Here is a 21,911-nt window from a genome sequence, read left to right on the forward strand (position 1 = left end):
GCGCACGTCCGTGCTACATTCTTCTCGACATAGTTTCCGCCCAGCATTATTCGCACTTGCCGCAGCACGACGGCCAACGCATTCAACAACGATTCACACTATGGCCGATATCGCATCGCAGATGGCAAACGACAGCGCCGTCTACAAAACCCTGCTCGAATCCACCAAAGCCATTCCGTGGAAGATCGACTGGAAGAGTATGACCTTCGCCTACATCGGCCCGCAGATCGAAGAATTGCTCGGCTGGCCGCAAGGCAGCTGGATCAGCGCCAACGACTGGGCCGAGCGCATGCATCCGGAAGACCGCGAATGGGTCGTCAACTTCTGCGTCTCGCAATCCAAATCCGGCACCGACCATGAAGCCGACTACCGCGCATTGAAGAAGGACGGCAACTACGTCTGGATACGCGACGTCGTCCACGTCGTGCGCAATGAAGCCGGCGAAGTCGATGCGCTGATCGGCTTCATGTTCGACATCAGTGAACGCAAGAAGACCGAAGCCAAGCTGATCGACATGCAGAAGGAGCTGGAAGCGCTGTCGTTCAAGGACGGCCTGACCGGCGTGGCGAACCGCCGCCATTTCGATAGCACCTTCGAAATCGAATGGATCAACGCACGCCGCAATCACCAGCCGCTGTCGCTGATCATGTTCGACATCGACTACTTCAAGCAGTACAACGATCACTACGGCCACATCCAGGGTGACGATTGCCTGAAACGCGTCGCCGCGATCCTCGCTTCCGCCACGCGCCGCTCGCGCGATTTTTTTGCGCGCTTCGGCGGTGAGGAGTTCATTTTGGTGCTGCCGGAAACTGACGCCACGTCCGCCGCGATGATCGCCGAACGCTGCCGGAGCCTGATCTGCGGTGCGCACATCCCGCACGAAAAATCCGAAGCGACGAACAAGGTCACCGTCAGCCTCGGCGTCGGTACCATCATCCCGAGCGATAATGACGACCGTATCGCGTTCATCACACGCGTCGACAAGCTGCTCTATCAGGCCAAGCAGCAAGGCCGCAACTGCATCGTCTGCACCGTGCAGTAAAGTTCCTCGCGTCCGCCGGCGTCGTCGCGTTCGACGATAATGGCGGGCATGAACAAGCCAAAGAATTTACACAAAAGCGCCCACGCCTTCCCTGCGTCCGACATTGACGCCGTCTATCGCGCCATCCGCGAACGGCGTGACATGCGCCACTTCCGTCCCGATCCGCTGGAAGAAGGCCAGCTCGAACGCTTCATCCACGCCGCCCACATGGCACCCAGCGTCGGCTACATGCAACCGTGGCGCTTCCTGCGCATCACCGATCCTGCATTGCGCCGCGCGATTCACGCCCACGTCGATGAAGAACGCATCGCCACCGCCGACGCACTCGGCGAACGCTCGGACGCATTCATGAAACTGAAGGTGGAAGGCATTTTGTCCTGCGCCGAAGTGCTGGTCGTCGGCCTCACAGACAAAAGGGAAAAATACATCTTCGGCCGCCGCACGATGCCGGAGATGGATCTGGCGTCCGCATCGTGCGCGATCCAGAACATGTGGCTGGCCGCACGCGCCGAAGGCATCGGCATGGGCTGGGTATCGCTGTTCGATCCTGCGCGGATCAGGGAATTATGTGGCATGCCGGAGGGAAGTCAGCCGATTGCGGTGTTGTGCATCGGGCATGTGGAAGAGTTTTATCCGGCGCCGATGTTGGAGATTGAAGAATGGGATTCAAGAAAACCAATTAGTACAATCATCTGTAACAACATTTGGCGACCTTAAGACTTCAAGATGGGTAAACCACCGTACGCATAAGAAGAGGAGATTTACGTGTTTGACGATTATGAATACAAACAAACAAATAAAAGAATTAGCGCTCGTTTTGTACAAGAAGTTGATGAACCGATGTATCCGTGGGAAATCGCAGGTTTCCTAAATAAATTCAACACGGTTTATTACAAATATGAGCTATTAAACTCAATTTGCTCTGCAATTAATCACGGCATAGATCCGAAAGAAATATTTATATTTGATAAATCTCTTCCTTTGTATGAACAATACTCTGAGATGAATCTCATTTCAGAGGAAAATTCAGCAGCCCTCTTTTATCACATCGGTCTTCCCTATCCACTCGTTCCAAATGAAGAAGTTTATAAATTCAATTTTCTTCTTCAATTTTTTAGGACAATAAACTCGTTCTTATTAGAAAAACATGTTAAGCCGTTAGGAATAAAAAATATTAATGAGGCTTATAAGATTCTTCAGGAGTCCGATCTCGCTCACGCAGAATCTTATGTGATTGATTTAGCGGAAAGACGCGCTCTCAAAAGCACTGAACGGGCACGCCATAATTTAGATCCAATTAGTAGGGAAGAGATCGCAAACTGTTTAACAAAACAGCAGACAAATAAACTTAAACTGTTTGACGATATACACCGCCTAGAGGCGACTAAAGAGCTGGAGTTATTAAAGCTTGTCGAATCTAAGAAAAAGGAAGATAAACGCTTAGCTACCGTTTTACTTTCCTTTTTTAATTATTTTGATAAAACCGCGAGACCTTTGGTGTGCGTGCGGGTTTCCCCAGGAAAGTTCCGAGTTTTGGGTCGCTCGCTAGTAAATAAGCGAGAACAAACTGGCTTAGAAGTTAAGGAAGTTACTCGAAATAGTCCATTAGGCGCAATCATTCAGGGCGGAGTGGCAATACTTCAAGCAACCCTGCAAGAACAAAGAGCAAATGAAATACACCAACTGGATATAGAAAAAAGAAATTTAGAAATTCAAGAAGAAAAGATAAGAATCAAAATTGCTGAAGAAAATCTTAAAACCGCACAATTGACTGCTCTACAAAAAGAAATTGAAGTCGCCCAAGAAATTAAGCAATTAGTTTCCCAATCTGATATTCAAGCTTTCGATAGTCTGCCAGACTCATTTACCAAACATCGGTTATTACGCGCATATGCAATAGAAGAAAAGAACGCGAAATCACTGATGCATAACCGTGGGCTAGCCTTAGAACAATCATCTATTAAAGTAATCGACATTCAAGCGTAAATACAGAAAGAGAAGGCGAAATCAATTCACCTTCTCTTTCTTCCCGACTATTTCAAATGCACCTTCAACTCATCCGCAGCCTGCCGCATCGCGGCCTGCACTTCCGGCACATTCGCCACCACGTTCAATAAACCGTAGTCGTGAATCATGCCGTTGTAGCGCACGCTGGTGACGGCCACGCCTGCTGCATCGAGCTTGCGACCGTAGGCTTCGCCTTCGTCACGCAGCACGTCCTTCTCTGCCGTCTGAATCAGTGCAGGCGGCAAACCCTTCAACTGTTCGGTCGTTGCCTGCAATGGCGAGGCGTAGATTTCCTTGCGCTTGGCGGCGTCGGTCGTGTAGCTGTCCCAGAACCACTTCATCATGTTGCGCGTCAGGAAGTGACCTTCGGCGAACTCATTGTATGAACCGGTTTCGAAGTTCGCATCGGTGACCGGCCACAGCAATGCCTGGAAGCGCAGTTTCGGTTCGCCCTTGTCCTTTGCCATCAATGCGACGACGGCTGCCATGTTGCCGCCGACGCTGTTGCCGGCAACAGCGAGGCGTTTGCCGTCGACGTTGATTTCCTTGCCGTGTGCGGCGACCCATTTGGTTGCGGCATAGGCCTGGTTGATGGCGACGCCGTATTTGGCTTCCGGCGAGCGTGTGTAATCGACATAGACGGCGACTGCGCCGGAGCCGGAGACGAGGTCGCGGATCAGGCGTTCATGCGTCTGATAGTCGCCGAGTACCCAGCCGCCACCGTGGAAAAACATGAAGGCTGGCAGCGTGCCCTTGACGCCGGCCGGACGCACGATGGTGAGGTTGATCTTTTGGCCATCGACGTCGATCGTTTTTTGCGACACATCCGCTTTCGGCAGGGTCAGCTTGACGCCCGCTTGCGCACCGACGAGGACGTTGCGCGCATCGGCCGGCGACAGTTGCTCGATCGGCTTGCCGCCGCCGGCTTCGAGCGCTTCGAGGAATTTCTGCGTGTTGTGTTCGACACCGAGGCTGCCGGCTGCAAAGGCGTTGCCGATGGCGAGACTCAATACGGAGAGGCCGATGATTTTCTTCAGCGAGGTCATGATGATGGTCCTTTCGAAAGCGATGGTCACAGTGTGGATTACGGTTTATACGATGGTGAGCGTGACGTCGATGTTGCCGCGCGTGGCGTTCGAGTACGGGCAGACGATATGGGCCTTGTCGACCAGCGATTGCGCGACGGCGCGATCCACATCCGGCAGCGAAATCTTCAGTTCGACTTCGATGGCGAAACCGGTTGGAACCTGGCCGATGCCGACGTTGCCTTGCACATTGGCTTCTTTCGGGATGGCGATCTTTTCCTGCGAAGCGACATATTTCAACGCGCCGAGGAAACAGGCCGAATAACCGGCGGCAAACAATTGTTCCGGGTTGGTGACGGCGCCGCCTGCGCCGCCGAGTTCCTTCGGCGTGCCGAGCGCGATGTCGAGCACGCCGTCGGATGAGACGGCACGGCCGTCGCGGCCGCCGGTCGCAGTTGCTTGTGCGCGATAGAGAACTTTGTTGATGATTGCCATGATGATTTCTCCTGAAAGGTCATTAAAAAGATTGAGAAACTTAGCGATTTGCATTGCTCCGGCTCGCCGTCCTGCCGAATCCAAACAATAGAACACTTAACAAATACATCATATTTAAATAGATAGCTATTAAATAGTGCACTATTTAAATATTCTTTAAAAAGCGGCAATGCCGCTTCCCTGTTTCTTCCTCAGGCGTTTTTCGCCAATTTGGTACGCAACGCTTCCAATTGCGCCTTCATTGCCAGCACTTCTTCCAGATTGCATTCGGTCGCACAAAACACACTGTGCTGCACGGCCGCCGCCTTGTTGCGCAAGCCGTCGCCTTCGCGCGTCAGCGCAATGATGACCTGGCGTTCGTCGCTGGCAGCCCGGGTACGGCTGATCAGGCCTGCCGCTTCCATCCGTTTCAGCAGCGGCGTCAGTGTCGCCGAATCGAGGAACAGCCGTTCACCGATATCCGAGACCGTCAGCTCATCCCGCTCCCACAGCACCATCATCACCAGGTATTGCGGATACGTCAGACCCAGCTCCGGCAGCAGCTTGCGATAGACCTTGCTCATTGCCAGCGAAGTCGAATACAGCGCGAAGCACAACTGATTGTCCAGCTTGGGGACATCGGCTGCCTTATCGGTGGGCTTGTCGGCGGATTTGACTGATTTCGCTTTCATGAGTTGAATAATAAATAGCACACTACTTAATTGCAAGCGATTTTTATCGTTTGTGGCAAAAAAGTTTCAACAGCCATTTCCGGCATGAAAAAGTACAATCTGCGCCAGTTCGTCACATTACACATTATTGATACTCGGCGAACCGTGGAGTGATACATTCCGCGAAACCGGCCTTCCGTGCCGGCTTGCCAAAGAAACAAAAGGAGGAGTTTTCGATGAATACGTTGCTGCGGCTATCCCACGGGATAGACTGGATCGGCGAACGCATAGGCCGCGTGGCCAATGTGATGATCCTGCTGTCCTGCCTGATCAGCGCAACCAATGCGCTGGTCCGCTACGGTTTCGACTGGAGCAACAACTGGGCGCTCGAACTGCAGTGGTACCTGTTCGGTGCCGCCGTGATGCTGGGTGCGTCTTACACCTTCCAGCGCAACGAGCATGTGCGTGTGGATCTCGTGTACGGCAATGTGTCCGAACGCGGCCGCCTGTGGATCGACATCTTCGGGATCATTTTCTTCCTGCTGCCTGCCTGCGTGCTGTTTTCCTACCTGTCTTGGGTCTCCCTGTTCATGCCGTCGTGGGACATCATGGAGCAATCCAGTAATGCCGGCGGACTGGCCCGTTATCCGATCAAGTTCATCGTACCGGTCGGCTTTGCGATGCTGATATTCCAGGGCATCTCCGAACTGATCAAGCGCATCGCGGCCCTGCGCGGCCTCATCACCATCGAATCGAAGTACGAAAGGCCGGTCCAATGATCCCACTCGAATACATGCCGCCGCTGATGTTCGGCGGCCTTGTCCTGTTCATGCTGATCGGTTTTCCGGTCGCCTTTTCGCTGCTGGCGCTGGGCCTGTTCTTCGGTTTCATCTCGATCGAGGAAGGTTTCTTCGGCGTCAACTATCTGCAGGCGGTGCCGCAGCGCATCTTCGGCAACGTGCTGGCTAACGATCTGCTGCTGGCGATTCCGTTCTTCACCTTCATGGGGGCGATCCTCGAGAAGTGCGGACTGGCTGAGGAAATGCTGGATTCGATGGGCCAGCTGTTCGGCCCGATCCGCGGCGGCCTCGGCTACGCGGTGATTCTGGTTGGCTTCGTGCTGGGTGCGATCACCGGCACCGTGGCGGCACAGGTCATCACGATGGCGCTGATTTCGCTGCCGGTGATGATGCGCTACCGCTACAACGTGCGCTACACGACCGGCGTGCTGGCCGCTTCGGGCACGATCACGCAGCTCGTGCCGCCTTCGCTGGTGCTGGTGGTGCTGTCCGACCAGCTGCGCACGCAAACTTCCAGCGCCGACGTCGGCAGCATGTACCTCGGCGCATGGGGTCCGTCGCTGATGCAGATCGCGTTGTTCGTCGCCTACACCTTCCTGCTGTCGCGCATCAAGCCGGACTGGCTGCCTGCCGTGCCGAAGGAAGACATCACGCTGCACGGCTGGCAACTCTGGAAGAAATGCCTGCGCGGCATCATCCCGTCCGCCGTGCTGATCTTCATGGTGCTGGGTACGATGATGCTGGGCATCGCCACGCCGACCGAAAGTGGCGCGATGGGCGCGCTCGGTGCCGTCGTGCTGGCCGTGATCCGCGACAAGGAATTCACGCAGCGTGATCGCTGGCTGCTGCGCGTCGGCATGATCGGCCTGGTGCTGGCTGCGGCAATCAGCGTGGTGTTCTACGAGGATTACGGCGTTTCCGACAGCGCCAAGCCCTTCCTGCAGGCTGCGCTGGCAGCAACCTATCTCGGCATCGCGTGGCTGGTCTACCGCGCCACCCGCATCCGCGATCTGCGCAACCTGATCGTGCAGGGTTATCAATCGACGATGCGGCTGACCTGCATGGTCGTCTTCATCCTGATCGGTTCGACCTGCTTCTCCGTGGTCTTCCTCGGCGTGGATGGCGGCACCTGGGTCGAACATCTGTTCACCGGCCTGCCGGGCGGATGGATCGGCTTCGTGATCGTCGTCAACCTGTTCATTTTCTTCCTCGCCTTCTTCCTCGATTTCTTCGAGATCGCCTTCATCGTCGTGCCGATGCTGGCGCCGGTTGCGGAGAAAATCCTGGCACCGGTACTGCTGGCCAGCATGGGCAGCCCGGAAGCCGCATCGCAGGCGGCACTGGTGTGGTTCGGCGTGATGTTGTGCGTGAACATGCAGACTTCGTTCATGCACCCGCCGTTCGGCTTCGCGCTGTTCTACCTGCGCGGCGTGGCGCCGAAGGAAGTGAAGAGCTCGGACATCTACTGGGGCGCGCTGCCGTGGGTCGGCCTGCAGATCCTGATGGTGATCCTGGTGATCGCCGTGCCGCAACTGGCGACCGGCCTGCTCGACAAGGGTACGGTGACCGACACGTCGCAAGGATTGATCATCGAGCAACCGATCAATCAAGGCACTGGAGAGTGGGCACCACCCTCCTTCGGACAGTAGTCGAGTAGCAGCATCCGAGGCGGAAATTAGCTGCCAATGCAAAGAGGACACGGCGCGAGCCCTGTCCTCTTTTTACATCCAAGCAATAAGCTTGCAGTGCGTAGCGCCACGCATTCCGCCATTTCGTCATGTCCTCGACCTGTGTGATGACGAAGAAAAATCCCCGCATGAAATCCTGGCATGATCCGCAACCGCTACAGGACGGAAAAAGGATGGCAACGGCAAACGCCGCGCAGGCACGAACAGGTACCGCGGACGGGTACAATACGCGCTGCATGTCCGCCCCGCGGACGAGGGAACGCGCTCCGCTTCCCATGTTTTTCAGGATTTTCGACAGCATGACCGACCATAACGCCGACGACAGCAACGGCAACCGCAAACCGCTTTTCTACGACCCAGCCGACCGCCGCATCCGCTCTTTTGTCACGCGCGCCGGCCGCGTTTCCACCGCGCAGGGACGCGCACTGGAAGAACTGGGCCCGCGCTTCATGATTCCTTACGAAAAAGCGCCGCTGGACACGACGCAGGCATTCGGCCGCAGCGCGCCGACGATCTTCGAGATTGGCTTTGGTATGGGCGAGACGACGGCGACGATTGCCGCCGGCATGCCGGAAAAGAATTTCATCGGCGTTGAAGTGCACACGCCCGGCATCGGCAGCCTGCTGAAGCTGATCGGCGAAAAGCAACTGAACAACGTGCGCATCATCCAGCACGACGCCTACGAAGTGCTGATCAACATGATCGCGCCGGCGTCGCTGGCCGGCATCCATGTCTTCTTCCCCGATCCGTGGCACAAGGCGCGCCACAACAAGCGTCGGCTGATCCAGGGACCGATGGTGGAATTGCTGTCGTCGCGCCTGATGCCGGGTGGTTATCTGCATTGCGCAACCGACTGGCAGGAATATGCGGAACAGATGCTGGAAGTATTGCGTGCGGAACCGGCGTTGAAAAATACCGCCGACGGCTACGCGCCGCGTCCCGATTACCGCCCCGTCACCAAGTTCGAGAACCGCGGCCTGAAGCTCGGACACGGCGTATGGGATGTCGTGTTCGAAAAACGCTGACCGCCTTGCCCGCAACCGGCCACCCATCAAGAATGGCAAAAACATCCGCCGATCTCCCGATCCAGCATCATGCCGATCGGCGTGACTGGGAAAATTGGCTGCAGTTGCATCATGCAGATTCGCCAGGCGTATGGCTGCAGATTGCCAAAAAAGGCGCGGAACGAGCATCCGTCAGCTATGCCGAAGCATTGGAGACAGCCTTGTGTTTCGGCTGGATCGACGGCCAGAAGAAGTCGCTGGATGAGCATTCCTGGCTGCAACGCTTTACTCCGCGGCGGCCGCGCAGCATCTGGTCAAAAACGAATTGCGCGAAGGCACAGGCCCTGGTGGAACAGGGTCGAATGCAGGCGGCCGGCTTGAAGGAAATGGAACTAGCCAAGGCGGACGGGCGCTGGGTCAATGCCTACGATTCGGCAAGCACGATAAGCATGCCGGAAGACCTGCAGCTTGCGCTGGATGCCGAGCCGGCAGCGGCGGCTTTCTTCGCCACGCTCAATAGCGCAAATCGTTATGCCGTGCTGTGGCGGGTGCAGACGGCCAAGAAGGCGGAAACGCGCGCCAGACGCATCAAGCAGTATGTCGACATGCTGGCCCGGAAAGAAAAAATCCATCCCTGACTGCATTCATCCTTGCCGGACCGTGCAACACGTGAATAAAACAGAGAATTGTCCGATCTCTCAATTTTCAGACGTCTCCGCGATCAACGTCACAATTTCTTCACCGTAGGTTTCCAATTTCTTCTCGCCGACGCCGCTGACGCCGCGCAGATCATCCAGCGAATGCGGCTGTACTTTCGCGATCTCGCGCATCGTCGCATCGTGGAAGATCACGTAGGCCGGCACGTTGTGCTTGCGCGCCGTTTCCATGCGCCACCAGCGCAGCTTCTCGAAGACAACCTGCTCTTCTGCAGACAGATCGGTTTCGACAAATCCTTTCGGCTTGCCCGATGTGCGTCGCGCCTTCACCGGCTTTTGGTAGACGCGCAACTGCACACGCTCGGCGCCTTTCAATACCGGTCGCGCGGCATCTGCGAGCTTCAGCACGCCAAACGATTCATGATCGACGCTGACCAGCCCGAGCGCAATCGTCTGTCGCAGGATGGCGCGCCATTCCGCCTCGCTGCGATCGGAACCGATGCCGAAAGTGGACAATTGTTCGTGCCCGCGCTGTCGCACCTTTTCCGAATCGACCCCGCGCAATACATCCAGCACGTGCATCGCGCCGAAATGCTGGTCGACGCGATAGATCGTCGACAGCAATTTCTGCACATCGACCGTCGCATCATAGGCGCCCGGCGGCGTCAGGCAGGTATCGCAGTTACCGCACGGCGCAGATGGCTGGCCGAAATAATCGAGCAGCCGCGTGCGGCGGCAATGCAGCGTCTCGCACAAACCCAGCATCGCATCGAGCTTGACGCTCTGCACGCGCTTGAAGGTCTCGCCCGCTTCCGATTCATCGATCATGCGGCGCTGCTGCACCACGTCCTGCAGGCCGTAGGCCATCCATGCGCTGGCCGGCAGACCGTCGCGGCCGGCGCGACCGGTTTCCTGGTAATAGCCTTCGATACTCTTCGGCAGATCGAGATGGGCGACGAAACGCACGTCCGGCTTGTCGATCCCCATGCCGAAGGCAATCGTCGCCACCATCACGATGCCCTCTTCGCGCAGGAAGCGCGCCTGGTTGCGGCTGCGCACGCTGGCATCCATGCCGGCGTGATAGGCCAGCGCGTTCAAGCCGTGCTCGTTCAGGAATTCGGCGGTTTCCTCGACCTTCTTGCGCGACAGGCAGTAGACGACGCCGGCGTCGCCCGCGTGTTCGCTCTGGATGAAGTCCAGCAACTGCTTGCGACCGTTGGCCTTTTCGACGATCTGGTAGCGGATGTTGGGCCGGTCGAACGACGACACGAACATGCGCGCGTCTTCCAGTTGCAGGCGATGGATGATTTCCTCGCGCGTCTGCTGGTCGGCGGTCGCCGTCAGCGCGATGCGCGGCACTTGCGGGAAGCGCTCGTGCAGCACGGAAAGCTGGATGTATTCGGGACGGAAATCGTGGCCCCACTGCGACACGCAATGCGCCTCGTCGATCGCGAACAACGCAATCTTCGCGCTTTCCAGCAAGGCCAGACAGCGCGACGTCATCAGCCTTTCCGGCGCAACGTACAGCAGATCCAGATCGCCGGTGCGCAGGCGACGCTCGATCTGCAGCGCTTCGTCGAAACTCTGGGTGGAATTGAGAAAGGCGGCGCGCACGCCGACTTCGGCCAGCGCATCGACCTGATCCTGCATCAAGGCAATCAGGGGCGAAACGACGACGCCGACGCCATCACGCAGCAGAGAAGGAATCTGATAGCAAAGCGATTTGCCGCCGCCGGTCGGCATCAGCACCAGCGCATCGCCGCCGCGGGCGACGACGTCGACGATTTCGGCCTGTTCGCCGCGGAACGACGAATAGCCGAAAACGGTTTCCAGCACATGCAGCGCACGCGCGCCGAGATCACCCTGCGTATTCATGGCGCGCATCTTACCAACAATTACTCGGACCAGACGACCCAATCGTAATGCGCGCTCAGCAACACGAACAGGCCGAACACGATGCGGTAATACGCGAAGAAAGTGAAGTCGTGCGTGCTGATGTAGCGCAGCAGCCAGCGCACACAAAGGAAGCCTGAAACAAAGGCCGCGAACCCGCCCAGCGCGAACATCGGAATATCGGACATCGACAGCAGATCGCGCGCCTTGTAGACCGAATAGATGGTGGCACCGAACAGCGTCGGGATCGCGAGGAAGAACGAAAACTCGGTCGACGCCTTGCGCGACAGGCCGAAATACATGCCGCCGATAATGCTGGCGCCGGAACGGCTAGTGCCCGGAATCAGCGCAAAGGCCTGCGCGCAGCCGACCTTCAGCGCATCGACGAGCGTCATGTCATCTACCGATTCAACGCGCACCTTGTGCAGGCCGAGGCGATTGGCGCGCTCTATCCACAGAATCAGGAAGCCGCCGACGATAAAGGCGACCGCTACCGGCACTGGTGTGAACAGCTTTTCATTGATGGTGCTGGCAAACATGACCCCAAGCACTGCGGCAGGAATGAAGGCGACGATGATGTTCAGCACGAATCGTTGCGAACGCCGCTCGCGGAACAATCCGCTGCTGACTTCCGCGATACGTACCCGGTATTCCCAGATCACCGCCAGCAAGGCGCCGGTCTGGATCGCGATCTCGAACACCTTGACCTTGGGGCCGACGAAATCGAGCAGGCTGCCCGCCAGAATCAGATGACCGGTCGATGAAATCGGCAGGAATTCGGTCAGGCCTTCGACGATGCCCATGATGATGGCCTTGAGCGCGAGAATCGGGTCCATGCAGTGATATGTCAATAAAAAGTGGATATAAAAAAACCCGCCGGTGAAGACGCCGTACGGGTTCCGATGTTGGATGCTTCCCTGCCGTGCGCCCATCGGCGCGCGGCCCAAAGGTTACCATGAGCATGCGCACAACCGGACGGAATCTGTCGTCTTGCGCCGAACCGGCTGCCGTACCGGGCGTTTCGACTCACGCCGTTGTCATTCGTTCCAGTGTCGTTAGATAAATCATCGCTTCGTCACGCGATGCACCGCACATTTCCGGCTCCGGCAGCAGGCTGCCGCACACCGCAGGACGCTCGGGCCGGCCGAAGATACGGCAGCGATTGCGCTCGTCCAGCTGCACACAGCGCACGCCCGCCGGCTTGCCCTGCGGCATGCCGGGAATCGCCGAAGAAATCGACGGTGCAGTGCAACAAGCGCCGCAATCGGGACGGCACATCGCTTCGGTCATCGTTCCTGTATTCATTTGTTCACTATGCGAAGGCCGCATTGTACCGTTCGCGCGCAGGCAAACGCCGGCAGATATTTCCGCTGCTGCAACAATTCGCGGCATCTGATCCCTTCTGTTGCGGCATGGCATGCATCCTTTGCTAAAATAGCGGTTTTCTCCATTCAGCCACCCGAGTCACGCCATGAACATCGAACAAGCCCGTTTCAACATGATCGAACAGCAAATTCGTCCCTGGGACGTGCTGGATCAGGACGTTCTCGAACTGCTCGTCGTCGTCAAGCGCGAAGCCTTCGTGCCGCTGGCCTATCGCGCACTGGCCTTCGCCGACAGCGAGATTCCGCTGCCGCACGGCGAGAACATGCTGGCGCCGCGCGTCGAAGCGCGCATCCTGCAGGAACTGGCTGTCAAGAAGCATGAAAACGTGCTGGAAATCGGCGCCGGTTCGGGCTACATGGCAGCGCTGCTGGCGCATCAGGCACGCCACGTGACGACGGTCGACATCGAACCGGAACTGAAGACACTGGCCGAAAAGAACCTGGCCGACTACGGCGTGACCAATGTTGACGTCGTGCAGGCCGATGCTTCGCAAGGTCTGGACAACGGCCAGCAATACGACGTGATCGTCGTCTCCGGTTCGCTGCCGGTGGTGCCGGAAAAACTGCTGTCGCAGATCAAGGTCGGCGGCCGCATGTTCGCCGTCGTCGGCAATGCGCCGGCGATGACCGCACAGATCATCACGCGTACCTCCGACGTCGCCTACGAAACCGTCGGCGTGTTCGAAACGCTGATCAAGCCGTTGCGCAACGCCGTTGCACCGTCGCACTTCAAGTTCTAAGAGAGCCTAAAAAGCGATGCAGCACCTGACCGCACCGGAAGTGGCCGCCCTGATCGCCGATGCAGGCGATGCGCATGTCCTGCTGGACGTGCGCGAACCATGGGAGTTCCAGACGTGCCACATCACCGGTTCGGTCTCGGTGCCGATGAACACCATCCCCGGCCAGATCGACGAGTTGGATCGCGACGCATCCATCATCTGCATCTGCCATCACGGCGCCCGCAGCCTGCGGGTTGCGCAATTCCTCGAAGCCAACGGCTTTGCACAGGTCACCAATCTGACGGGCGGCATCCACGCCTGGGCACAGCAGGTCGATCCTGCAATGCCGACTTACTGAGCGATACCGCTCGCCTTCCCGGAAGCTTCATGCATCTGGCCCGATCCGTCACGCTGATTGCCGGCCTGCTGTTTTCCCTTGTTTTCCACGCGAACGCCCGCGCCGCCAATCTGCTGCAGGTGTATCAGGACGCGCTCGCCAACGATGCCGTCTATGCCAGCGCACGCGCGCAACTGAGCGCCGACCAGGAACTGTCGGTACAGGGCCGCGCCAACCTGCTGCCGCTGGTCGGACTGTCCGGCACGCGCGAACGGATACGGCGCGACGATGTACCGAACGTAACGTCGAACAGCTACGCGCTGTCGCTGTCGCAACCGCTGTTCGATCCAGCCGCCTGGCAAAACTACGAGCAGAGCAAGCTGGCCGTGACGGCCAGCGAAGCGGCCTTCTCCGTCGTCCAGCAGGATTTGATCCTGCGCACCGCGCAGGCCTACTTCGATGTGCTCACCGCACAGGATGCGCTGGCCTCGCTGGAAGCGGAAAAAGCCGCGATCAGCGAACAGCTGGAATCGGCCAAGAAGCATTTCGAAGTCGGCTCGGCGACGATCACCGATACCCATGAAGCGCAGGCGCGCTTCGACCTGGCGACGGCACAGGAATTCGCCGCGCGCAATGCACTCGACGTCACGCGCGCCGCGCTGCAGCAGATCATCGGCAAGGCACCCGACGAACTGGCCACGCTGCGCAATGGCGTCGACTTGCAGAACCCGAATCCCACCCAGATGGAACAATGGGCGCACCGCGCCGAACAACAGAATTTCGACGTCGTCAGCCGGCAGCTGGCGCTGGAAATCGCGATGCGCGAGATCACGCGCAATCGCGCCGGTCATTATCCGACCGTCGATCTGGTCGCCAGCCGCAGCAACACGCGACGGCGCGACGACATATCGGGCCGCGACGACAACGGTCCGGAAACATCGGTCGGCGTGCAATGGTCGATTCCGCTGTTCAGCGGCTTTTCGGTGACCAGCCGCGTGCGGCAGGCGATTGCGCTGGAAGACAAGGCGCGCGCCGATCTCGAAACGTCGCGCCGCGCCGCCGCGCAAAGCGCACGGCAAGCCTATTTTGGTGTGACCAACGGATTGGCGCAGGTGAGAGCGCTGGAAGCGGCGGAACGGTCGAGCAAATCGGCGCTGGATTCCAACCTGCTCGGCTATCAGGTCGGCGTACGCATCAACATCGACGTGCTGAATGCGCAGCAGCAGTTGTACGCAACGCAGCGCGATCTGGCGAAGGCGCGCTACGACACGTTGATGAACAGTCTGCGGCTGAAGGCGGCGGCAGGCACGCTGCGGGAAGACGATCTGGTCCGGATCAACACGCTGCTGACGTCGCGCTGAAGCAGTTCAGACTTTTCCCTTCTTTTTTCTTCCGCCGCTTCTACTAGTGTTTCACCCGCAATGATGGCGCATAACGCAAACTGTCGAGGCAGGCATCGATCAAGCGCTCGGCCACTTGCTCCAGCTCAAAGATGCTTGGCGCAAACAACCAGTTGTTCAACAGCCCATTGATGTGGCTATGCAACGTCAGCACCGCCAGATGCACATCCAGATCCTCGGGGAGCTGGCCTAGCGAGATGGCCTCCTCCAGAATGCCTTCCGTGGTTTTCAGCCAGTTCAGATGGCATTCGTTCTGGCGAATCCAGATCGGATCGTCGCGATCGACCAGCTCGCACTTCAGAAACAGGATATCCAGGATGCGGCGTGTGCGAGGGATCAATGCCACTTCCTGCAGCAATTGCACCCATGAACTACGCAGATGCCCCAGAGGATCGTTGAGAAACTGGGAATTGGGGGTCTGCATCAATGCTTCCGCAGGCAATCGCACCCGCTCCACCATGGCTTCGAACAGTTCACTCTTGTTCTTGAAATGCCAGTAAATGGCACCGCGGGTAACGCCCGCCGCATCCGCCACATCTGCCAGTGAAGTTTGCGCGACCCCGCGCGCGAACATGACTTCCTCTGCCGCATCGATGATGCGGTTGCGCGTCTCCAGCGCTTCTTCCTTTGTTGAACGAGCCATTTTCGATTCAGCTTCCTGTTGTCACAAATTTCGGCTAATTTCGTTATGCTTGAGGCAATGATTGCCGTTAATACATACATTCACGGATGTATGTATAATACCCGAGTTTGCAAGACCGCCTCCAGAAAAGAAAGCATCGGAACGGACAGGCCCATTGGTTTTCTCCGCTTCCTCCCTCCGTTCTTTCTTTTCGTTCAGCCTCACCCGTTTTCGTTTTCTTTTACCGGAACTGCCGCTTCACGGCGACAGTGCGATTCACTCACTGTGCGAGATGTCTATGAGTTCACTTCCCCGTCTTTCCCAAATTGGCGCATCCCTGTTCATGCTGTACGCAATCGCCGGCTGCGGCGGTAAATCGGAAGGGCCGGCAGCGCCACCCCCGACGGAAGTGTCCATCGTCACGGTCAAGCCTGCACCACTCGGCATCACCAACGAAATGCCTGCGCGCATCGAAGCCAGCCGCGTCGCCGAAGTGCGCGCGCGCGTTCCCGGCATCGTGCTCAAGCGCACCTTCAAGGAAGGCAGCGACGTGAAAGCAGGTGCCACGCTGTTCCTGATCGATCCGGCGCAGTTCAAGGCCGAATTCAACAGCGCCGAAGCCGCCGTGCAGCGCGCGGAAGCGACGCTGCTGCAGACGCAACTGAAAGCCAAGCGCTACAAGCCGCTGGTCGAGACCAACGCGGTCAGCAAGCAGGAATACGATGACGTGGTCGCCGCAGAGAAACAGGCTGCCGCCGACCTCGCCTCTGCCAAGGCTGCACGAGAAACCGCCAAACTGTCGCTCGGCTATGCGACCGTGACGTCGCCGATCTCCGGCCGCGTCGGCCGCGAGCTGGTGACCGAAGGCGCGCTGGTCGGCCAGGGCGATGCGACACCGATGGCTGTCGTGCAGCAGATCGATCCGATCTACGTGAACATGACGCAATCCAGCACGGAAGCGCTGCAACTGCAGCGCGCGATGTCCAGCGGCCAGCTGAAAAGCGCGGGCAAGGATCAGTTGAAGGTCACGCTGGTAACGGAAGACGGCCGCGAATACGCCCATCCGGGCAAACTGCTGTTTACCGACCTGAGCGTCGATCCGAGCTCGGGCGCCGTCACGCTGCGCGCGACTTTCCCGAACCCTGAACGCCTGCTGCTGCCGGGCATGTATGTACGTGCGCGCGTCGAGCAGGCCATCGACGAAAACGCGATCACGGTGCCGCAACAAGCCGTCATCCGCACGCCGGGCGGCTCCGCCGTCATGGTGGTGGACGCCAGCAACAAGGTGGCTTCGCGTCCGGTCACCACCGGCAATGCCAGCAACAATGCATGGGTGATTACCGACGGCCTGAAGGAAGGCGATCGCGTCATCGTGGAAGGCCTGCAGAAGGTCCAGCCTGGCGCTACCGTCAAACCGGTCCAGTGGCAGAAAGCCGAGCCGGCCGCAAATGCCGGTGCGAATGGTGCCGCAAATGGCGCTACGAATGGTGCAGAGAAAGGCGCCGCAGCGCCGGCTGCTCCCGCAGCCCCTGCCAAGAACGCAGAACAACCCAAGTCGAAGTAAGGGAGCACCGTAATGGGTAAATTTTTCATCGACCGCCCGGTCTTCGCCTGGGTGCTGGCCATCTTCATCATGCTGGCCGGCGCCCTTGCGATCACCGGTTTGCCGGTCGCGCAGTATCCCAACATTGCACCGACGACAATCGTCATCACCGCCAACTATCCGGGTGCGACTGCGCAGACGCTGGACGACAGCGTCACCAGTATCATCGAGCAGGAGATGAACGGTGCCGACGGCCTACAATATGTGGAATCGCAAAGCCAGGCCAACGGCCAGGTGCAGATCACCGTCACCTTTTCGGCAGACACCAACGAAGACCTCGCAGCAGTCGACGTGCAGAACCGCCTGAAGCGCGTCGAGGCGCGTCTGCCGTCGGTCGTCACGCAGCAGGGCCTGATCGTCACGAAGTCGCGCAGCAACTTCCTGATGTTCATCGGCCTGTCGTCCACCGACGGCTCGCTCGATCCGGTAGCGCTGGGCGACTACCTGTCGCGTAACGTGCTCAATGAAATCCGCCGTATTCCGGGTGTCGGCCAGGCACAGCTGTTCGGTACCGAACGCGCGATGCGCATCTGGATCGATCCGAACAAACTGGTCGGCCTGAACCTGACGCCGGGCGATGTCAGCACCGCGATCCGCAACCAGAACGCGCTGGTGGCGGGCGGCACGATCGGCGATCTGCCCAGCCCGAAAGATCAGCAGATCACCGCGACGGTGGTGGTCGAAGGACAGCTGACCACGCCTGAGCAGTTCGGCAACATCGTCCTGCGCGCCAACAAGGACGGTTCCACCGTGCGCCTGCGTGACGTCGCCCGCATCGAAGTCGGCGGCCAGACCTATCTGACCTCGGGCCGACTCGACGGCGCACCGACGTCGTTCATCGGCGTGCAGCCGTCGCCGACCGCCAACGCACTGGGCACCGCAACCGCCGTCCACAAGAAGATGGAAGAACTGTCCAAGTACTTCCCGGCCGGCGTGAAATACACGATTCCTTACGACACGTCGAAGTTCGTCAAGATCTCGATCGAGGAAGTGGTCAAGACGCTGCTGGAAGCGATCGTGCTGGTGTTCCTGGTGATGTATCTGTTCCTGCAGAACATCCGCTATACGATCATTCCGACCATCGTCGTGCCGGTGGCGCTGATGGGTACGTTCGCGACCTTGCTGTTGTTCGGTTTCTCGATCAACGTGCTGACGATGTTCGGCATGGTGCTGGCGATCGGTATCCTGGTCGACGATGCGATCGTCGTGGTGGAGAACGTCGAGCGCATCATGAGCGAGGAAGGCCTGTCACCACGCGATGCGACACGCAAGGCGATGGGACAGATCAGCGGCGCGCTGATCGGCATCACGCTGGTGCTGATCGCGGTGTTCATCCCGATGGCCTTCTTCGGCGGTGCGGTGGGTGCGATCTATCGCCAGTTCTCGCTGTCGATGGTGGCATCGATGGTGTTCTCGGTACTGATGGCGTTCACGCTGACGCCGGCACTGTGCGCAACCATCCTGCTGCCGGTCGAGGCCGGCCACCATCATGAGAAGCGCGGCTTCTTCGGCTGGTTCAACCGCCACTTCAGCAAGACGGCCAACGCCTATCAGGGATTCATCGGCAAGATGCTGACGAAGACCGGCCGCTACATGATCGTGTATGCGCTGATCGTGGCCTGCGTCGGCCTGTTGTACGTGCGCCTGCCGGCTTCGTTCCTGCCGAACGAGGATCAGGGCTACATCATCACCAACATCCAGCTGCCGCCGGGCGCGAGCACCGCGCGTACGCTGGAAGTAGTGAAACAGGTGGAAGACTATTACATGAAGCAGCCGTCGGTCGAACATGCGATCGGCATTCTGGGCTTCAGCTTCTCCGGCAACGGCCAGAATGCGGCGCTGGTCTTCACGCCGTTCAAGGACTGGAGCGAACGCGGTGCAGGAGAGACGGCCGATGCGATCGCCGGCAAGGCATTCGGCGTGTTCTCGCAGATCAAGGACGCCATCGTGTTCCCGCTGAACCCGCCGCCGATCCGCGAGCTGGGCAATGCGACCGGCTTCACGTTCCGCCTGCAGGATCGTTCAGGCCAGGGGCACGATGCCCTGGTCGCCGCACGCAATCAGTTGCTGGGCATGGCGGCACAAAGCAAGGTGCTGGCCGGCGTGCGTCCGGAAGGTCTGGAAGATGCACCGCAGCTGCAACTGGATATCGATCGCGACAAGGCCAATTCACTTGGCGTGCCGTTCGAGACGATCAACACCGTGCTGTCGACGGCGCTGGGCTCGTCCTACATCAACGACTTCCCGAACCAGGGACGCCAGCAGCGCGTCATCGTGCAGGCCGACGCACCGCGCCGCCTGCAGCCGGAAGACCTGATGAAGCTGTACGCGCGCAGTTCCGACGGAACGATGGTGCCGTTCTCGTCGTTCATGACGTCGAAGTGGATCACCGGCCCCGTGCAGCTGATCCGCTACAACGGCTATCCGGCGATGAAGATTTCCGGCGGCCCTGCCCCCGGCTACAGTACCGGCGATGCGATGAACGAGATGGAATCGTTCATGGCCAAGCTGCCGCCGGGCTTCGGCTTCGAATGGACCGGCCAGTCGCTGGAAGAAAAGACTTCCGGTTCGCAGGCGCCGGCGCTGTATGCGCTGTCGCTGATCGCGGTGTTCCTGGTGCTGGCGGCGTTGTATGAAAGCACGTCGATTCCGCTGTCCGTGATGCTGGTGGTGCCGCTGGGTATTCTCGGCGCACTGCTCGGCGTGACGCTGCGCGGCATGCCGAACGACGTGTACTTCAAGGTCGGCATGATTGCGGTGGTCGGCCTATCGGCGAAGAACGCGATTCTGATCATCGAATTCGCCAAGGATCTGCAGGCGCAGGGCAAGAGCCTGCTGGAGGCAACACTGGAAGCCGTTCACCTGCGTTTCCGCCCGATCATCATGACGTCGATGGCGTTCATCCTCGGCGTGCTGCCGCTGGTGATCGCTTCCGGCGCCGGCTCCGCAAGCCAGCGTGCAATCGGCACCGGCGTAATGGGCGGCATGATTACGGCAACGGTGCTGGCCGTGTTCCTGGTACCGGTGTTCTTCGTGGTGGTTCGCAGCATCTTCAAGGGCAGCGAACGCCAGCGCCGCATGTATGCCGCGCACAAGCCACGCAATGAGGATGAAGAAATATGATCAAGCAAATGACGTTGAGCCTGCTGGCAGCAGGCGTGCTGAGCGGATGCTCGATGGCGCCGACTTATCAGCGCCCCGAGGCGCCGATCGCGACCGCCTATCCGAATCAGGACACGGCGGCGCAGGATGCGCAAACCGCCAACCAGCAGAAAGTATCGGAAATCGGCTGGCGCAATTTCTTCCCGGATCAGCGCCTGCAATCGCTGATCGCCACCGCACTGGAAAACAACCGTGACCTGCGCGTGGCTGCACTGCGCATCGAGGAAGCGCGCGCGCTGTACAACATCCAGTCGGCTGACCGCTACCCGAACTTCGACATCTCCGCCACCGGCCAGCGCGCCCGCGTGCCGGCTTCGCTGTCGACAACCGGTTCGTCGGTCGTCACCAGCAACTACCAGGTCGGACTCGGCCTGGCCGCGTTCGAGCTGGACTTCTTCGGCCGCGTGAAGAGCCTCAGCGATGCGGCCTTGGCGCAGTACCTGTCCACCGAGGAAGCGCAACGTGCCGCGCACATCAGCCTGGTCGCCGAAGTCGCCACCGCCTACCTGACGGAACGCGGCTATGCCGAGCAGCTGGAGCTGGCGCGCCAGACCTACGAAACGCGCGCCGACGCCTACAAGTTGTCCAAGCAGCGCTTCGACGTCGGTGCTGCGTCCGCACTGGATCTGAAACAGGACGAAGCCTCGATGCAGACCGCGCGCGTCACGCAACTGGCACTGGCACGCCAGCGTGCGCAGGCATGGAATGCATTGACGCTGCTGGTCGGCCAACCACTGACCGATCTGCCGCCGACCGAACCGCTGTCGAAACTGGATCTCGTCACCAATCTGCCGGCCGGCCTGCCTTCCGACCTGCTGACGGAACGGCCCGACATCCGCAGCGCCGAGCAGGCATTGATCTCGGCCAACGCCAACATTGGTGCGGCACGCGCGGCCTTCTTCCCGCAGATTTCGCTGACGGCGGGCGTCGGCACGGCCAGCAACGAATTGTCCGGCCTGTTCGATGCCGGTTCGCGCGCCTGGTCGTTTGCACCGCAACTGGTGCTGCCGATCTTCCAGGGCGGCCGCAACATCGCCAACCTGAAGTTGTCCGAAGTGCGCAAGAACATCGAAGTCGCCAACTACGAGAAGACGATTCAGACCGCCTTCCGTGAGGTGTCCGATGCGCTGGTGGCACGTGGCCTCCTGGACGAACAGATCGAGGCGCAGATCCGCATGCGTGATGCGGAGGCGGAACGCCTGAAGCTGGCGACCCAGCGCTTCGACAACGGCATCGCCAGCTCTCTGGATGTGCTGGATGCGAAGCGCGGTCTGTTTGCCGCCGATCTGGAACTGGTGCAGGTGCGGCAGCTGCGCCTGACCAATGCGGTCGATCTGTATCGTTCGCTGGGCGGCGGACTGGTGGAAACGACGGCGACGGCCGAAGCGCCTGCCGCTGCTCCGGCAGCGCAATAACGACG

At 59.1% G+C, this 21,911-nt stretch carries 20 protein-coding genes; 13 read left to right on the forward strand and 7 right to left on the reverse strand.

Going from position 1 to position 21,911, the window contains the following annotated elements; translation table 11 throughout:
- Window positions 1-100: 100 nt before the first annotated feature.
- The 3 genes from ACO1VH_RS05595 to ACO1VH_RS05605 are packed head-to-tail and all read left to right on the forward strand — an operon-like array spanning window position 101 to window position 3,031.
- Window positions 101-1,045 carry a sensor domain-containing diguanylate cyclase gene (locus tag ACO1VH_RS05595; RefSeq protein ID WP_486243291.1) on the forward strand — a complete coding sequence of 315 codons (945 nt, stop codon included), beginning with the start codon at window positions 101-103 and terminating at the stop codon, window positions 1,043-1,045.
- Window positions 1,046-1,093: 48 nt separating this feature from the next.
- Complete coding sequence (bluB, locus tag ACO1VH_RS05600) at window positions 1,094-1,762, forward strand: 5,6-dimethylbenzimidazole synthase (RefSeq protein WP_486243293.1); 669 nt, start codon at window positions 1,094-1,096, stop codon at window positions 1,760-1,762.
- Window positions 1,763-1,810: 48 nt separating this feature from the next.
- The gene (locus ACO1VH_RS05605; RefSeq protein ID WP_486243295.1) at window positions 1,811-3,031 is read left to right on the forward strand and encodes a hypothetical protein; all 1,221 of its coding nucleotides are present in this window, start codon (window positions 1,811-1,813) and stop codon (window positions 3,029-3,031) included.
- A 47-nt stretch (window positions 3,032-3,078) separates the two neighbouring features.
- Here the strand turns inward: ACO1VH_RS05605 and ACO1VH_RS05610 are convergent, their stop codons facing one another.
- From ACO1VH_RS05610 to ACO1VH_RS05620, 3 genes are all read right to left on the reverse strand, one after another.
- Window positions 3,079-4,098, reverse strand: a complete 1,020-nt coding sequence (locus ACO1VH_RS05610) for an alpha/beta hydrolase (RefSeq protein ID WP_486243297.1) — start codon at window positions 4,096-4,098, stop codon at window positions 3,079-3,081.
- A gap of 45 nt (window positions 4,099-4,143) precedes the next feature.
- On the reverse strand, window positions 4,144-4,572 hold the full coding sequence (locus tag ACO1VH_RS05615; protein ID WP_486243299.1) for an organic hydroperoxide resistance protein: 429 nt from the start codon (window positions 4,570-4,572) through the stop codon (window positions 4,144-4,146).
- A 191-nt stretch (window positions 4,573-4,763) separates the two neighbouring features.
- Window positions 4,764-5,243: a MarR family winged helix-turn-helix transcriptional regulator gene (locus ACO1VH_RS05620; protein ID WP_486243301.1), complete on the reverse strand. Its 480-nt coding sequence runs from the start codon at window positions 5,241-5,243 to the stop codon at window positions 4,764-4,766.
- A gap of 215 nt (window positions 5,244-5,458) precedes the next feature.
- Between ACO1VH_RS05620 and ACO1VH_RS05625 the strand changes: the two genes are divergently transcribed.
- From ACO1VH_RS05625 to ACO1VH_RS05640, 4 genes are all read left to right on the forward strand, one after another.
- Window positions 5,459-6,001: a TRAP transporter small permease subunit gene (locus tag ACO1VH_RS05625; RefSeq protein WP_486243303.1), complete on the forward strand. Its 543-nt coding sequence runs from the start codon at window positions 5,459-5,461 to the stop codon at window positions 5,999-6,001.
- The gene (locus ACO1VH_RS05630) at window positions 5,998-7,671 is read left to right on the forward strand and encodes a TRAP transporter large permease (protein ID WP_486243306.1); all 1,674 of its coding nucleotides are present in this window, start codon (window positions 5,998-6,000) and stop codon (window positions 7,669-7,671) included. The genes ACO1VH_RS05625 and ACO1VH_RS05630 overlap by 4 nt, the downstream gene beginning before the upstream one ends.
- A gap of 338 nt (window positions 7,672-8,009) precedes the next feature.
- Window positions 8,010-8,735, forward strand: a complete 726-nt coding sequence (gene trmB / locus ACO1VH_RS05635) for a tRNA (guanosine(46)-N7)-methyltransferase TrmB (protein ID WP_486243308.1) — start codon at window positions 8,010-8,012, stop codon at window positions 8,733-8,735.
- Window positions 8,736-8,767: 32 nt separating this feature from the next.
- On the forward strand, window positions 8,768-9,352 hold the full coding sequence (locus ACO1VH_RS05640; RefSeq protein ID WP_486243310.1) for a YdeI/OmpD-associated family protein: 585 nt from the start codon (window positions 8,768-8,770) through the stop codon (window positions 9,350-9,352).
- Window positions 9,353-9,412: 60 nt separating this feature from the next.
- On the opposite strand, the gene recQ is transcribed toward ACO1VH_RS05640, so the two are convergent.
- The 3 genes from recQ to ACO1VH_RS05655 all read right to left on the reverse strand — a co-directional run bounded on the left by recQ (window position 9,413) and on the right by ACO1VH_RS05655 (window position 12,568).
- Window positions 9,413-11,254, reverse strand: coding sequence for a DNA helicase RecQ (gene recQ, locus ACO1VH_RS05645; RefSeq protein ID WP_486243312.1), 1,842 nt, complete (start codon window positions 11,252-11,254; stop codon window positions 9,413-9,415).
- A gap of 11 nt (window positions 11,255-11,265) precedes the next feature.
- Entirely contained in the window at window positions 11,266-12,099 is an 834-nt protein-coding gene (locus tag ACO1VH_RS05650; protein WP_486243314.1) for an undecaprenyl-diphosphate phosphatase, read from the reverse strand.
- A gap of 190 nt (window positions 12,100-12,289) precedes the next feature.
- Window positions 12,290-12,568 carry a YkgJ family cysteine cluster protein gene (locus ACO1VH_RS05655; protein ID WP_486243316.1) on the reverse strand — a complete coding sequence of 93 codons (279 nt, stop codon included), beginning with the start codon at window positions 12,566-12,568 and terminating at the stop codon, window positions 12,290-12,292.
- A gap of 166 nt (window positions 12,569-12,734) precedes the next feature.
- Here ACO1VH_RS05655 and ACO1VH_RS05660 point away from each other — a divergent pair, with 166 nt between their 5' ends.
- The 3 genes from ACO1VH_RS05660 to ACO1VH_RS05670 are packed head-to-tail and all read left to right on the forward strand — an operon-like array spanning window position 12,735 to window position 15,065.
- On the forward strand, window positions 12,735-13,388 hold the full coding sequence (locus tag ACO1VH_RS05660) for a protein-L-isoaspartate O-methyltransferase family protein (protein WP_486243318.1): 654 nt from the start codon (window positions 12,735-12,737) through the stop codon (window positions 13,386-13,388).
- A gap of 16 nt (window positions 13,389-13,404) precedes the next feature.
- Entirely contained in the window at window positions 13,405-13,725 is a 321-nt protein-coding gene (locus tag ACO1VH_RS05665; RefSeq protein ID WP_486243319.1) for a rhodanese-like domain-containing protein, read from the forward strand.
- Window positions 13,726-13,754: 29 nt separating this feature from the next.
- Window positions 13,755-15,065 carry a TolC family outer membrane protein gene (locus ACO1VH_RS05670; RefSeq protein WP_486243321.1) on the forward strand — a complete coding sequence of 437 codons (1,311 nt, stop codon included), beginning with the start codon at window positions 13,755-13,757 and terminating at the stop codon, window positions 15,063-15,065.
- Between the two features lie 43 nt (window positions 15,066-15,108).
- On the opposite strand, the gene ACO1VH_RS05675 is transcribed toward ACO1VH_RS05670, so the two are convergent.
- Window positions 15,109-15,747 carry a TetR family transcriptional regulator gene (locus tag ACO1VH_RS05675; protein WP_486243323.1) on the reverse strand — a complete coding sequence of 213 codons (639 nt, stop codon included), beginning with the start codon at window positions 15,745-15,747 and terminating at the stop codon, window positions 15,109-15,111.
- A gap of 277 nt (window positions 15,748-16,024) precedes the next feature.
- On the opposite strand from ACO1VH_RS05675, the gene ACO1VH_RS05680 reads away from it, so the two are divergent.
- From ACO1VH_RS05680 to ACO1VH_RS05690, 3 genes are read left to right on the forward strand one after another with little or no spacing between them, the layout of a single operon-like run.
- Window positions 16,025-17,290: an efflux RND transporter periplasmic adaptor subunit gene (locus ACO1VH_RS05680; protein ID WP_486243325.1), complete on the forward strand. Its 1,266-nt coding sequence runs from the start codon at window positions 16,025-16,027 to the stop codon at window positions 17,288-17,290.
- Between the two features lie 12 nt (window positions 17,291-17,302).
- Window positions 17,303-20,452 carry an efflux RND transporter permease subunit gene (locus tag ACO1VH_RS05685; protein ID WP_486243327.1) on the forward strand — a complete coding sequence of 1,050 codons (3,150 nt, stop codon included), beginning with the start codon at window positions 17,303-17,305 and terminating at the stop codon, window positions 20,450-20,452.
- On the forward strand, window positions 20,449-21,906 hold the full coding sequence (locus tag ACO1VH_RS05690) for an efflux transporter outer membrane subunit (RefSeq protein ID WP_486243329.1): 1,458 nt from the start codon (window positions 20,449-20,451) through the stop codon (window positions 21,904-21,906). Before ACO1VH_RS05685 ends, ACO1VH_RS05690 begins: the two co-directional genes overlap by 4 nt.
- The last annotated feature ends 5 nt before the right edge of the window (window positions 21,907-21,911 follow it).

Source organism: Oxalicibacterium sp. (assembly GCF_057353965.1).